General features: G+C 72.6%; 14 protein-coding genes. 11 read left to right on the forward strand and 3 right to left on the reverse strand.

From position 1 onward, the window contains the following. The 6 genes from QM633_RS10830 to QM633_RS10855 all read left to right on the forward strand — a co-directional run. The coding region (locus QM633_RS10830) for an aminotransferase class V-fold PLP-dependent enzyme (protein WP_415153769.1) at positions 1–420 on the forward strand (420 nt) is incomplete at its 5' end. Between the two features lie 67 nt (positions 421–487). Then, entirely contained in the window at positions 488–1,564 is a 1,077-nt protein-coding gene (gene mnmA / locus QM633_RS10835; protein ID WP_415153770.1) for a tRNA 2-thiouridine(34) synthase MnmA, read from the forward strand. Then, positions 1,564–2,574, forward strand: coding sequence for a methionine synthase (locus QM633_RS10840; RefSeq protein ID WP_415153771.1), 1,011 nt, complete (start codon positions 1,564–1,566; stop codon positions 2,572–2,574). Before mnmA ends, QM633_RS10840 begins: the two co-directional genes overlap by 1 nt. 35 nt (positions 2,575–2,609) lie before the next feature. Then, positions 2,610–3,734, forward strand: coding sequence for a DUF4232 domain-containing protein (locus tag QM633_RS10845; protein WP_415153772.1), 1,125 nt, complete (start codon positions 2,610–2,612; stop codon positions 3,732–3,734). A gap of 170 nt (positions 3,735–3,904) precedes the next feature. Continuing rightward, entirely contained in the window at positions 3,905–5,974 is a 2,070-nt protein-coding gene (gene ligA / locus QM633_RS10850) for an NAD-dependent DNA ligase LigA (protein ID WP_415153773.1), read from the forward strand. Positions 5,975–5,983: 9 nt separating this feature from the next. Next, entirely contained in the window at positions 5,984–6,187 is a 204-nt protein-coding gene (locus QM633_RS10855; RefSeq protein ID WP_415153774.1) for a hypothetical protein, read from the forward strand. Here the strand turns inward: QM633_RS10855 and QM633_RS10860 are convergent. The 3 genes from QM633_RS10860 to QM633_RS10870 form a co-directional block, all read right to left on the reverse strand. After that, positions 6,169–7,464, reverse strand: coding sequence for an RNA polymerase sigma factor (locus QM633_RS10860; RefSeq protein ID WP_415153775.1), 1,296 nt, complete (start codon positions 7,462–7,464; stop codon positions 6,169–6,171). The genes QM633_RS10855 and QM633_RS10860 overlap by 19 nt on opposite strands. After that, positions 7,422–8,210: a YciI family protein gene (locus tag QM633_RS10865; protein ID WP_415153776.1), complete on the reverse strand. Its 789-nt coding sequence runs from the start codon at positions 8,208–8,210 to the stop codon at positions 7,422–7,424. The genes QM633_RS10860 and QM633_RS10865 overlap by 43 nt, the downstream gene beginning before the upstream one ends. 163 nt (positions 8,211–8,373) lie before the next feature. Continuing rightward, positions 8,374–8,985 carry an amino acid-binding protein gene (locus QM633_RS10870; RefSeq protein WP_415153782.1) on the reverse strand — a complete coding sequence of 204 codons (612 nt, stop codon included), beginning with the start codon at positions 8,983–8,985 and terminating at the stop codon, positions 8,374–8,376. A gap of 108 nt (positions 8,986–9,093) precedes the next feature. Between QM633_RS10870 and gatC the strand changes: the two genes are divergently transcribed. The 5 genes from gatC to QM633_RS10895 form a co-directional block, all read left to right on the forward strand. After that, the gene (gene gatC / locus QM633_RS10875; protein ID WP_415153777.1) at positions 9,094–9,390 is read left to right on the forward strand and encodes an Asp-tRNA(Asn)/Glu-tRNA(Gln) amidotransferase subunit GatC; all 297 of its coding nucleotides are present in this window, start codon (positions 9,094–9,096) and stop codon (positions 9,388–9,390) included. Next, positions 9,387–10,925 (forward strand): Asp-tRNA(Asn)/Glu-tRNA(Gln) amidotransferase subunit GatA, encoded by a 1,539-nt coding sequence (gatA, locus tag QM633_RS10880; RefSeq protein WP_415153778.1) that lies wholly within the window; start codon positions 9,387–9,389, stop codon positions 10,923–10,925. Before gatC ends, gatA begins: the two co-directional genes overlap by 4 nt. Next, complete coding sequence (gatB, locus tag QM633_RS10885) at positions 10,922–12,412, forward strand: Asp-tRNA(Asn)/Glu-tRNA(Gln) amidotransferase subunit GatB (protein WP_415153779.1); 1,491 nt, start codon at positions 10,922–10,924, stop codon at positions 12,410–12,412. The genes gatA and gatB overlap by 4 nt, the downstream gene beginning before the upstream one ends. Before the next feature lie 91 nt (positions 12,413–12,503). After that, positions 12,504–12,926, forward strand: a complete 423-nt coding sequence (locus QM633_RS10890; RefSeq protein WP_415153780.1) for a hypothetical protein — start codon at positions 12,504–12,506, stop codon at positions 12,924–12,926. Positions 12,927–12,929: 3 nt separating this feature from the next. Next, on the forward strand, positions 12,930–13,810 hold an 881-nt coding region (locus QM633_RS10895; protein ID WP_415153781.1), incomplete at its 3' end, for a DEAD/DEAH box helicase.

The raw sequence follows: 13,810 nt of genomic DNA on the forward strand, positions 1-13,810 counted from the left end.
CTGGCCGCGGGCTTCGCCGCGGCCAGCCGCGCGGCCAGAGCGAGGCGGGCCGGCGAGGCATCCCGGCTCGCCGCGTTGCGGGACCGGCTGGTCTCGCGAGCCGTGGCGAGCGTGCCGGGCACGCGCTCGAACACGATCGAGCCGTGCGGGCCGGCGATCGTCAACCTCACCTTCGGCGGGGTGCGGGCGGACGACGTCCTGCTCCTGCTCGACACGGCCGGCTTCGACGCGTCCACCGGCTCGGCGTGCACCGCGGGGGTGCACCAGCCGAGCGAGGTCCTCCTCGCCATGGGCCGCAGCATCGAGGCGGCGTCCGCGAGCCTGCGGTTCTCCTTCGGCCCGGACACGACCCTCGAGCAGGTGGACGCCCTACTGGCGGTGCTGCCAGAGGTCGTCGAGAGGGCCAGGACCGCCGCTTAGCAGCGGGCCGGCGGCGGCGCTCCCGCCGGGCCGCGTAGGATCTGGGGTTCTGCGGAGGAGGCGACGGATGCGGGTACTGGCGGCGATGTCGGGCGGAGTGGACTCCGCCGTCGCCGCCGCACGGCTGGTCGACGCGGGCCACGACGTCGTCGGGGTGCACCTGGCGCTGTCGAAGAACCCCGAGGCCTACCGCAGTGGCGCCCGCGGGTGCTGCTCGCTGGAGGATTCCCACGATGCCCGCCGGGCGGCCGACGTCCTCGGCATCCCCTTCTACGTCTGGGACTTCGCCGAGCGGTTCGCCGACGACGTGGTCGCCGACTTCGTCAGCGAGTACGCGGCCGGGCGAACCCCCAACCCCTGCCTGCGCTGCAACGAGAAGATCAAGTTCGCCGCGGTCCTCGAGCGCGGTCGTGCCCTCGGCTTCGACGCGGTCGCGACCGGCCACTACGCGCGGGTCAGCAGCGCGCCGGGCAGGGTGTCGTTGTTCCGCTCGCGGGAGGCGGCGAAGGACCAGTCCTACGTCCTGGGGGTGCTCGACCGCGACCAGCTGCAGCACTCGCTGTTCCCGCTCGGGGACGACACCGCCAAGGCGCAGGTGCGCGCCGAGGCGGCCGGACGGGGCCTGAGCCTGGCGAAGAAGCCGGACAGCCACGACATCTGCTTCATCCCCACCGGCGACACCGCGGGCTTCCTGCACTCGCGACTGGGGCGGCGTCCGGGCGACATCGTGGACGCGTCCGGCGAGGTGCTCGGGACGCACGCCGGCACCCATCAGTTCACGGTCGGGCAGCGCCACGGACTGCATCTCTCGGTTCCCGCGCAGGACGGGCGTCCTCGTTACGTCCTGGGAGTCGATCCCGTGCGCAACACGGTGACGGTCGGGCCCAGGGCCGCGCTGGCCGTCCGCGTGATCGATGGCATGCGCCCGACCTGGACCGAGACGGTGGTGACGGGGACGTGGCGGGGCCTCGTCCAGGTCCGCGCCCACGGAGAGGCCCTGCCCGCCACGATCTCCTGCGACGGCGAGCGGGTCCGGATCGAACTGGACGAGCCGGCCTTCGGCATCGCCCCCGGCCAGGCCGCCGTCCACTACGACGGCGACCGGGTGGTCGGCAGCGCGACGATCTCGGCCGCGGCGGCCTGATGGTCACCTTCACCGGCCTCGGCTCGCTGCCGGGCACCGACGTCGCAGCGGCCGCCCGGATGACCTTCGACAAGGTGCCGGACCTGCCGTATCTGCCGGAGCTGCCGGCCCGCGGCCCCTGGGCGGCGATGGTCGGACGCGGGCTGGGTCTGCCCTCAGGGCTGCCGGCTGAGCTCAGCGCGGGGGAGTGGCGGCTCGCGGACGCACCAGGCGTCGACCAGCGGCGAGCCCGGGCGACCTGGCGGGACGACCTCGACCAGCTCGAGGAGGCGGCCCACGGCTACGCGGGCCGCTTCAAGGTGGCTGTGACCGGGCCGTGGACGCTGGCGGCGTCCCTCGGCGTGGCGAACACCGGACGCGTGCTGGCGGATCGGGGCGCGCGGCGCGACCTCGCCCAGTCGGTCGCCGAGGGCGTGGGCGAACTGCTCGCCGACCTGGCCCGTCGGCTGCCCGACCTCGACCTGGTGCTGCAGGTGGACGAGCCGTCGCTGCCGGCTGTCGCCGCGGGCGCAGTGCCGACCCCGGGCGGCTTCTTCCGGCATCGTGCGGTCGACCTGCCGGAGCTGTGCCGCGCCCTGGGCTGGATCACGGCCGAGCCCGTTCGCCGGGGGCTGGCGGTGCGGACGGTGCTGCACAGCTGCGCGCGGTGGACGGACGGCTGGCCGTTGGCGTCCCTGCTGCACGGCGACCCGACGTCAGCCGGCTTCGACGCGGTGTCGCTCGACCTCGACCAGCTCGGCACGGCCGACTGGGACGCGCTGGCCGGGGCCGCTGATGCGGGTGCGGGCATCTACCTGGGTTGCCTGCCGACCAAGGGCGAGCCTCGTCCGCTCGGCGTGGACGCCGTGCGGCGGCGAGGGCTCGCCGCGATCGAGCGGATCGGCGTCCCGCCCGAGCACCTCGTGCTGACTCCCGCCTGTGGACTGGCGGGCTGGACGCCGGCCGAGGTCAGCCGCGGCTTCGAGGTGCTGGCGAGGGTGGCCGAGCAGGTGGCTGCCGAGCTGGCCTGAGCCGGGCCTTTCCCCTGGTCATGAATACTGGCTGGGTGACACGCGACGGAGCGCACGGCTGGCCGTGGCTGGGATGGCTCAGCCTGCCGCTGATCGGCGGTGCGTCCGTCATCGCCGGGTGGGCGTTACGTGAGCGTCGGGGAGCGTCGGTGCTGTTGCCTGATCTGTCCCTGGGCGCAGCCGGCGACCTGCCGCAGCCACGGTCCGACCTGCTGGTGTTCGCGGTCGCCGTCACGCTCGGCCTCGCACTGGCCACGCTGGCCAATCTGGTGCTGCGGGCGGTCGGTGAGAGCCGGCCCGGCCGTCGGTTCGTCGCGCTGTGGTCGGCGGCGGGCTGCGCGGCCCTGCTGACGAGCGGTGCGGTCGCTCTCGGGTCGGCGCTGGCGGGCGGCACCCCGCCGTCGCGGGCGGCGCTCTTCGCGCTGGTGGTCGAGTGGGTGTGGGCCTCGCTGCGTTGGGCGCTCGGGTGGGGTCTGCTCGCGGCGGCAGTGACGACCTGGCTCGCCCCACGGCGCCCGGCAGCCGACCTCGGCCCGGTGCTTCACCTGCGGGTCGCGGTGGCCAGTGGTCTGGCGTTCTCGACGCTGCTGGCCGGGATCGGGCTGGGCGCGCTCACGGCCGCCGTGTTCAGCCCTCGTTCGGGGCCTCCCGCGGCCATGCCGAGGCCCGCGGTCGCGGCCCCGGTACCGTCCGTGGAACCTTCCGATCCGCCGCTGCCGGTCAATCCGGTCGCCGACCGGGCGTTCTCGGGGCGTTGCGTGGAGTCGGATGTGGTGGTGTCGTACCAGGGCCTCGATGCCGCCGCGGGTGGGCGGTACGCGAGCGTCGCCGTCCTCAATCGCGGCCACGGGACGTGCGTGCTCAACGGCTTCCCCGACATCGCCTTCGCCGACCTGCTCGGGGACAACATCCGGGTGAAGCTCACCCACGGCGGGGACTGGCGCGGCCGGCGCGCCACGCCGGCGCCCGTTCGGCTGGACCCGGGGGAGGTGGCCCACGCCGAGCTCACCTGGCGCGCGGACGCGGGGGCCGAGGACCGCGAAGCGCGGACGATCCTGGTCGCCGCCTGGGCCGGCGCGAAGCGTGCGAGCTTCGGTGGGCTCTTCCAGGTGAAGAACGGCACCCAGGTCCGGGTGTCGCCGTGGCTCGCGAAGGCCTGATGCGCCCAGGCGGCCGATGAACAATCCTGTCCCGGCTGCCCGGCACGGGGACCGGCACCATGTGCCCCAGCCGGTCCGGCCCGCCCAGGCTCCCTTTCGGGAGCAAGCGCGACGTGTGGGACGGGTTCGGGGCCCGGGGCGCTGTCGGCGTCCCACGCTAGATTGCAGCCATGACCGACGACGCCGCCCGAGCAAGGCATGCGGAGCTGAGCGCGCAGATCTCCGATCACCGCTTCCGCTACTACCTGGAGGACGCGCCGGTGGTCTCCGACGCGGAGTTCGACGCCCTGATGCGGGAGCTGATCGAGATCGAGGACAGGCACCCCGACCTGCGGACGCCGGACAGTCCCACGCAGCAGGTGGGTGGCGCGCCGAGCGCCACCTTCTCCCCGGTCACCCACCTCGTGCCGTTGATGAGCCTCGACAACGTGTTCTCGCTCGAGGACCTGGACAAGTGGCTGGCCCGGGCCGAGGCGCTGGCGGGCGAGCCCGTGGCGGCGTCCGGTTACCTGTGCGAGTTGAAGATCGACGGCCTGGCCCTCGACCTCGTCTACCGGGACGGACGGCTCACCAGCGCGGCCACCCGCGGCGACGGGACGGTGGGGGAGGACGTGACCGCCAACGTCCGCACGATCCAGGCGATTCCCACCCGGCTCACCGGTACCGACGTGCCCGACGTGGTCGAGGTGCGTGGCGAGGTGTTCATGCGCGTCGAGGACTTCGCGACGCTCAACGAGGGACTGGTCGCGGCGGGCAAGGCGCCGTTCGCGAACCCGCGCAACTCCGCCGCCGGGTCGTTGCGGCAGAAGGATCCGAGGGTCACCGCCCAACGTCGCCTGCACTTCCTCGTCCACGGCATCGGGGAGTTCTCCGGGCCGGCTCCCGCCCGGCAGTCGCAGGGCTACGAGTTGCTCGGTGACTGGGGGCTGCCCACGTCCACCCACTACCGGATCTGCCACTCGATCGCCGAGGTGAAGGACTACATCGCCCACTACGGGGAGCACCGGCACGCGGTCGAGCACGAGATCGACGGGGTGGTGATCAAGGTCGACGACCGGCGACTGCAGGAGCAGCTCGGCCACACCTCTCGCGCGCCACGCTGGGCGATCGCCTACAAGTACCCGCCGGAGGAGGTGACCACCCGGCTGCTCGACATCAGGGTGAACGTCGGCCGTACGGGCCGGGTCACTCCCTACGCGGTGATGGAGCCGGTGTTCGTCTCGGGCTCGACGGTCGAGCAGGCCACCCTGCACAACGCCTCGGAGGTGCAGCGCAAGGGTGTCCTGATCGGCGACATGGTGGTGCTCCGCAAGGCGGGCGACGTCATCCCGGAGGTCCTCGGACCGGTGGTCGACCTGCGCGACGGCACCGAGCGCCCGTTCGTGATGCCGACCCACTGCCCGGCCTGCGGAGCGGAGCTGCGTCCGGAGAAGGAGGGGGACGCCGACATCCGATGCCCGAACCAGCGCTCCTGCCCCTCGCAGCTGCGGGAGCGGCTGTTCCACCTCGCGTCCCGGCAGGCGCTCGACATCGAGGTGCTCGGCTGGCAGTCGGCGGACGCGCTGCTCAGTGGCGGCCTGCTGGTCGACGAGGGGGACCTCTTCGACCTCACCGAGGAGAAGCTGGTCGGGGCGGGCGTCCTGACCACGAAGGATGGATCCCTCTCCGCCAACGGGCGCAAGCTGCTGGAGAACCTCGAGTCGGCGAAGTCCCGTCCGTTCACCCGGTTCCTGGTCGCGCTGTCGATCCGTCACGTCGGCAAGGGCGTCGCGCCCGACGTGGCTGCCGCCTTCGGGAGCATCGACGCCCTGGAGGCGGCCAGTGTCGAGGAGCTCGGCGCGGTGCCCGGCATCGGGCCCACCCTGGCGGCGGCGATCAGGGAGTGGTTCACGGTCGACTGGCATCGGGCGATCGTGGCGAAGTGGAAGGCGGCCGGCTGCAACCTCTCCGCACCGGACCCGGTGCTCGGGGACGAGGTCGCGCAGACCCTCGCGGGGCTCACCCTGGTCGTGACCGGATCCCTGCCCGGCTACACCAGGGACAGCATCACGGAAGCGATCGAGTCGCGCGGTGGCAAGGCGGCCGGTTCGGTCTCGTCGCGAACCAGTTATCTCGTGGCCGGCGAGGGGGGTGGCTCGAAACACGACAGGGCGGTGTCGCTGGGCGTCCCGATCCTGGACGCGGCGGGCTTCGAGGCACTGCTGGCCGGTGGCCCGACCGCGCTCGGCCCCGCCGGGTAGGGTGGTCGCGTGCCCGAAGGCCTGAACTCCGACCTCAATCTGAACGTGGGTGCCCCGCCGCGGGTACGACCGCAGATGGGCGAGTGGGGCCCGCTGGACGTGCCGACCACCCGCACGAAGCGGCGCATGCGCTGGTGGGTGATCCTCGCCGTGGTGGTCGTCACCGCCGTCCTCGTCGGGTACGGCTACTGGATCTACACGCTGGTCCGCTGAGCGGGCCCGAGCTCGGCCAGTCTCCGAGCCAGGTAGCGCTGCTCCGGGCCGGTGGGGGCGAGCCGGAGCGCCTCGCGGTAGTGCGTCGACGCCGCCTCGCGCCGTCCGGCCCTGCGGCACAGGTCGGCCTGCGCCGCAGGCAGCAGGTGGTGGCCGGCCAGTGCCGGCTCCCCCTCGAGGGCCCGCAGCGCGTCGAGGCCCGCCTGGGGTCCCTCGGTCATGGCGAGAGCGACGGCGCGGTTGAGAGCGACGACAGCGGTGCGCGGAAGTTCGTCGTAGAGGGCGAGGATCACCGGCCACCGCGTGTCCGCGGGGGCGGCTGCCTCCGCGTGAACGGCCTGGATCTCTGCCTGGACGCGGTACGGCCCCCGTTCTCCACTCCTCGCGCCGAGCAGGCCGATCGCCTCCCGGATCTCGCCCCTGTCCCAGCGGCTGCGATCCTGGTCCTCCAGCGGAACGAGCTCCCCGGATGCGTCGACCCTGGTGGCGGTGCGGGAGTGCTGGAGCAGCATCAGCGCCAGCAGCCCGATGGCCTCCGGATCCGGCAGCAGGCGAACCAGCAGACGGGCCAGCCGGATCGCCTCCAGGGTCAGGTCGGGCCGCTGCAGGTCGTCGCCGGCGCTGGCGACATAGCCCTCGTTGTGGATCAGGTAGAGCACGGCCAGGACGCCGTCCAGCCGTTCGGCGAGCAGGTCGGGGCCCGGGACCCGGTAGGGGATACCGGCCCGGGCGATCCTGGCCTTGGCCCGCACGATCCGCTGCGCCATCGTCGACTCGCTGACAAGGAAGGCCCGCGCGATCTCCGCTGTCGAGAGACCGCCCACCGTCCGCAGCGTCAGCGCGACCCGCGCGTCCAGCGGTAGGGCGGGGTGGGCGCAGGTGAAGATCAGCCGCAGCCGGTCGTCCCACTCCGGCCCTGCCACCGCGATCTGGGCCGGATCGTCGTCGCCGCGACGACGGGACCCGTCCATGATCGACCAGTCCTTCAACCTGCCCGCCTCGACGCTGCGCCGGCGCAGCCGGTCCAGCGCGAGGTTGCGCGCAGTGGTGGTCAGCCAGGCGCCGGGGTTGCGGGGGACGCCGTCGCGCGGCCAGGTCGCCACGGCCCGCTCGAAAGCGCCGGCCGCCGCGTCCTCGGCAAGGTCCCAGTCGGCGGTCGTCCGGATCAGCGACGCGACGACCCGGGACCATTCGCGCAGGTAGGCGTCCCGGACCGCCGCGTCGACGGCGGTGCTCAGAGCAGGACTCCCAGGGCCGGCTCGGACCTGCGGTGCCACTGCGGCGCCTCCCGCTCGGAGCGCGCGACGTGGTCCTGGTGAGGGTCGAGCGGCCACAGCGGGCTGAGCACGATCAGTCCGGCACGGGCCATCGGGTGCGCGGCGGCGATGTCGATCGCCTCGCCGAGCCGGGTCACCTGCAGCAGGTCGATGCCGGCGATCCAGGGCGTGGAGGGCTTCTCGGCGGACTGGTCGAGAAGCGTCCGGCCGCCGCGTGAGCGAACCAGGGTGGCGTCCTGCGGCGGGCGGAGCCGCCCGCCGAACAGGCGCACCCCGCGGTCGTCCATCTCCTGCACCCACGGTTCCACCTCGCCGGGGACGTCGGCGGCGGTCGGGTCGACGCAGACGAGCATCAGGTAGCGCCTGCCCACGACGGGTTGGGCCATGAAGCCGGCGGGCACGACGTGCGCGCCGTCCTCCGCAGGCAGGAACGGGCGCACCTCGGCGGTTCCGCTGCGCGCTGCGGGATGGCCGGCGGCGATCGCGACCGCGTCGTCCAGATCGGCGACCTCGATGATGTCGAAACCGCCGATCCACTCCTTCGCCTCGGTGAACGGTCCCTCGGTGAGGAGGGTCCTGCCGTCGCGGACCCGAACGGTGGTGGCGTCGGGAGCCGGTCGCAACCGCTCGCCGAACGCGTAGCCGCCGCGCTCGGTGACGTCGTCGACCCACTCGCCGATGTTGTCCTCAGCGGGGTCGTAGGGCTGGGGGTCCGCCCCGGCCGAGTAGAGCAGCACGTAGTCCACGGCGCTTCCTTTCTCTCTCCTGCACCACCGACGAACGGGTGGCCCCGGATTCGACAGTTTCCACGCTAGGCAGCCGCGGCGGTCGGGGGAACCCCGGCCGGCGCGCTCTCTGGGCGACGAACGGCGCGGTGCTAGATGGACCCGGCCATGAGGTTGGTGACGGCTAGAGCGCGAGCGCGGTGAGGTGGCGCAGCCGGGCGAGCTCGGACTTGAGGAACTCCGGGCCGCCCCGGCGGGCGAGGATGACGGTGGCCTCGTTGCGGAAGGGCGAGACGGCGATCAGGGTCTCGCCCCAGCCCGGGATCCAGCCGTCCGGGAGCTCGCCGTCCCTGGCCTCGGTGAGATCGCCCAGCGCGGCGATGCCGTCAGCGTCGAGGTCGGGGGCACGGTCGGTGCGGGAGAGCAGGGTGTTGCGCTCGCGGTCGACGAGCACGGCCCAGGTCACCCGGAACACCTGCGGCGCCTCCCTGGTGAGGATCTCCGCCGCCTGCTCCGGCTCCTCGATCATCGCGTTCAGCACGTCGACGTCGCCGAGCAGGCCCCAGCCCTCCGGGTAGTGGGACAGCCACACCACCTCGACGCCGGGAACCGACGTGCAGGCGGTGATCAGGGAGTCCGGCGCACTTCCACCGGGCAACTCCAGCATGAAGTCGTCGACGGCGTAGCCCTCGTACCGCTCGACGATCTCGACGGCGTTGATGTCGGCACCGACGGTGCCCATCGCCGTCGCGACCGCGCCGAGGGTGCCGGGACGGTCGGGGAGGACGACGCGCATCAGGAACACCCGCACAGTGTTGCGTACCGGTGTTACAACGGTGTCAAACCGTCCCGGTACAGTGAGTCCCCCGCGGGTGCAGGCCCGTGGTCGCTACAGGAGTTCGCCTTGGCCTTGACTGCCGCCGACGTGGCCCGACTCGGAGCTCTGGCCCGGATCCGGCTGACCGATGAAGAATTGGCGCATCTCGCACCGCAACTGGACGTGATCCTCGCGTCGGTGGCGAGCGTCGCCGAACTGGCGACGGCGGATGTTCCGCCGACCTCGCACGCGTTGCCGCTGGTCAACGTGTACCGCGCGGACGTGGTGACGCCGTCACTGCCCGCCGCCGACGTGCTGGCCGCCGCCCCGGCGGTCGAGGACGGACGCTTCCGCGTCCCGCGGATCCTGGGGGAGGAGTCGTGAGCGCCGCGGCAGGCGTGCTCAGGGCGACCGCGGCCGACCTGGCCGCGCTGGTCGCCTCCGGCGAGGTCAGTGCCCGGGAGGTCACGCAGGCGCATCTGGACCAGATCGGGGCGGTGGACGACTCGGTGCGGGCGTTCCTGCACGTCGCGGCCGAGCAGGCGCTCGCCGCGGCCGACGTGGTGGACGCGCGCAGGGCGGCCGGAGACAGCCTCGGGCCGCTGGCCGGGGTCCCGCTGGCCATGAAGGACATCTTCACGATGGTCGGGATGCCCACCACCTGTGGGTCGCGGATCCTGGAGGGCTGGATGCCTCCGTACAACTCCACGATCACCGAGAAGCTGGTGAACGCGGAGGTGGTCGTCCTCGGCAAGACCAACATGGACGAGTTCGCGATGGGCTCCTCCACCGAGAACTCCGGCTACTTCGTCACGCACAACCCGTGGGACACGACGAAGATCCCCGGTGGTTCCGGGGGCGGTTCGGCCGCGGCCCTGGCCGCGTTCGAGGCGCCGCTGGCGATCGGCACGGACACCGGCGGCTCGATCCGCCAGCCGGCGTCGGTCACCGGAACGGTCGGGGTCAAGCCGACCTACGGCGGCACCTCCCGCTACGGCGTGGTCGCGATGGCGTCCTCGCTGGACACCCCCGGCCCGTGCGCCCGTACCGTCCTGGACGCGGCGCTGCTGCACAGCGTGATCGCCGGCTGGGACCACCGGGACTCGACCTCGATCGACGCCCCGGTCCCCGACGTGGTCGGGGCCGCTCGCAGCGGGGACGTCGCGGGCCTGCGGATCGGCGTGGTGAAGGAGTTCGGCGGTGAGGGCTACCAGCCGGGGGTCGAACAGCGGTTCACCGAGTCGCTGGCGATCCTGGAGGGGCTCGGCGCGGAGATCGTCGAGGTCTCCTGCCCGCACTTCGAGTACGCACTGGCCGCCTACTACCTGATCATGCCGAGCGAGGTGTCCAGCAACCTGGCTCGCTTCGACGCGATGCGATACGGGCTCCGGGTGGGCGACGACGGCCTGCACAGCACGGAGGAGGTGATGAACCTCACCCGCGGGGCCGGCTTCGGAGCCGAGGCCAAGCGACGGATCATCATCGGCACCTACGCGCTGTCGTCGGGCTACTACGACGCCTACTACGGGTCGGCGCAGAAGGTGCGGACGCTGATCGCGCACGATTTCGACGCGGCTTTCGGCTCGGTCGACGTCCTGGTCTCGCCGACGACGCCGACGACGGCGTTCACGATCGGCGAACGCGCGGACGACCCGCTGGCGATGTACAAGGCGGATCTGTGCACGATCCCGTCCAACCTGGCCGGGAACTGCGCGGCGTCCTTCCCGTGCGGGCTCAGCCCGGACGACGGGCTGCCGGTGGGGTTCCAGGTGATGGCCCCCGCCCTGGCCGACGACCGGCTCTACCGGGTCGGCGCGGCGCTGGAACGGGAGCTGGTCTCGCGGTGGGGCGGTGGCCTGCTCGACCGCTTGGCCGACTCCGAGGCCGGGACGTACCTGAACGTGAGGAGTGGGCGATGACCGTCGGTGTGCTCGACTACGACGACGCGCTCGCCTCCTTCGACCCGGTGCTCGGGCTGGAGGTGCACGTCGAGCTGAACACGGCGTCCAAGATGTTCTGCGGCTGCGCGAACGCGTTCGGAGCCGAACCGAACACCCAGACCTGCCCGGTGTGCCTCGGCCTGCCGGGATCGCTGCCGGTGGTGAACGCGAAAGCCATCGAGTCGGCGATCCGGATCGGGCTGGCGCTGAACTGCTCGATCGCACCGTGGTGCCGCTTTGCCAGGAAGAACTACTTCTACCCCGACATGACGAAGGACTTCCAGACCTCGCAGTACGACGAGCCGATCGCGTTCGACGGCTGGGTCGAGGTGGAGGTGGACGGGGAGAGGTTCCGGATCGAGATCGAGCGTGCCCACATGGAGGAGGACGCGGGCAAGCTCGTCCACGCCGGGGGGGTGACCGGGCGGATCGGGGACGCGGAGTACTCGCTGGTCGACTACAACCGGGCCGGCACCCCGCTGATCGAGATCGTGACCAGGCCGATTCGCGGCACCGGGGCGAAGGCTCCGCAAGTGGCGAAGGCGTACGTCTCCTACCTGCGCGACCTGATGCTGAGCCTCGGCGTCTCGGACGTGCGAATGGAGCAGGGCTCGCTGCGGTGCGACGCGAACGTCTCGCTGATGCCGAAGGGCGCCACCGAGCTCGGCCTGCGCACGGAGACCAAGAACGTGAACTCGCTGCGGAGCGTCGAGCGCGCCTTGACCTACGAGATCCAGCGACAGGCGGCCGTGCTGGCCTCCGGCGGCAACGTCCACCAGGAGACGCGGCACTGGCACGAGGAGGGCTACACGACAGCGGGCCGCTCGAAGGAGCAGGCCGAGGACTACCGCTACTTCCCCGAGCCCGACCTGGTCCCGGTCGCGCCGAGCCCGGAGTGGGTGGAGGAGCTGCGGGGCACGCTGCCCGAGCAGCCGCAGCTGCGCAGGGCCCGGCTGCGCCAGGCGTGGGGATTCACCGACCTGGAACTGCAGGACGTGGTGAACGCCGGTGCGCTGGACCTGGTCGAGGCGACCGTGGCCGCCGGCGCGGGAGCGCAGTCGGCCCGGAAGTGGTGGACGACCGAGCTCGCCCGGCGCGCCAACGAGGCAGGTGTCGACCTGGCCGGGCTGGCGATCACCCCGGCGCAGGTCGCGCAGCTGCAGGCGCTGGTCGACGCCGGCACGGTGAACGACAAGCTCGCCCGCCAGGTGATCGAGGGCGTGCTGGCCGGGGAGGGCTCTCCCGCGGAGGTCGTCGCCGCGCGCGGTCTGGCTGTGGTCTCCGACGACGGCGCGCTCTCCGCGGCGGTGGACGCGGCGATCGCGGCGAACCCGGAGGTGGCGGACCGGATCCGTGACGGCAAGGTCCAGGCGGCCGGTGCCCTGATCGGCGCGGTGATGAAGGATATGCGCGGCCAGGCCGACGCCGGTCGCGTCCGCGAGCTCATCCTGGCGAAACTTGCCTGAGCAGCGGGACGGCCGACCGCCGGTCGAGCCGGAGTCGCCGGCAGAGCCTGTTGCGGGCCCCGGCGGGGTCTCGACCAGCTCGGCCGGCCGGGTGGTTGAGCCTGTCGAAGCCCGGGCTGACGACTCGAGCGGCCGGACGGGAGACCCTGCCAACCGTGGCGGTCGCGCCGTCGGCCACCGCTGGCTCCGGGTCCTCGCCGGCCTCGCCGTGACCGCCCACCTGGTGGCGCTCTATCTGCCCGGGAACCCGGACGGGAGCCTGGAGCTCCCGTGGCTACCGGGCGCTGACAAGGTGGTACATGTTCTGCTCTTCGCGGGTCCGGTCTACCTGCTCGGTCGTCTCACCCGGCGCGTCGGGTTGGTCGCCGGCCTGTTCGCCGTCCATGCTGTGGTGAGCGAGCTGGTCCAGTGGAGGTTCGTCCCGTACCGGGACGGTGACCCCTTCGACGCCCTGGCCGACCTGGTCGGGATCGGGCTCGCCGTCCTGTTGCTGAAGCGACGCCCCGGGAGGTGAGCCGTGCCGATTGACGACCTGTCGCCGGCTTACCCGGGACGGGCCGCGTGGGGCACGGCGGCGAGGCTGCGGGCCTGGCAGGTGGAGGCGCTGGCCCGCTACAACGAGCTCGGCCAGCGCGATTTCCTCGCCGTGGCCACCCCGGGAGCCGGCAAGACCACGTTCGCGCTGCGCGTGGCCACCGACCTGCTGGACGCGCGCACGATCGAGCAGGTCATCGTGGTGACGCCGACCGAGCACCTGAAGGTGCAGTGGGCGGACGCCGCCGCGAAGGTCGGCCTGCGGCTCGATCCCGGCCTGGGCGGGAGCAGGCGGGGCCGGTCCCGGCAGTACCAGGGGCAGGCGGTCACCTATGCCGGTGTCGCCGCCGCCACCTTCGCCTACGAGGCCCGGACGGCGAACGCGAGGACGCTGGTGATCTTCGACGAGGTCCACCATGCCGGGGATGCGCTGAGCTGGGGCGAGGCGGTGGGCCAGGCCTTCGCGCTGGCGACCCGGCGGCTCTCGCTGACCGGCACGCCGTTCCGCTCGGACGCCACCCCGATCCCGTTCGTGACCTATGTGGAGGAGGCGGACGGGATCCGCCGCTCGGTCGCGGACTACACCTACGGGTACGCGGAAGCGTTGCGGGACCACGTGGTGCGTCCGGTGGTCTTCCTCGCCTACGGCGGCGGCATGCGCTGGAAGACCCGGGCCGGGGACGAGCTGGCGGTCAACCTCGGCGAGCCACTGACCAAGGACGTCACGGCGCAGGCCTGGCGCACCGCGCTCGACCCGGAGGGGGACTGGATCCCCGCCGTCCTGGCGAGCGCGGACCGGCGGCTGACCGAGGTGCGAGAGGCGGTGCCGGACGCCGGCGGGCTCGTGATCGCGACGGACCAGAC

The sequence above is a fragment of the Propionicimonas sp. genome (assembly GCF_047606205.1).
In the GTDB taxonomy this organism is placed as follows: Bacteria; Actinomycetota; Actinomycetes; order Propionibacteriales; family Propionibacteriaceae; genus Propionicimonas.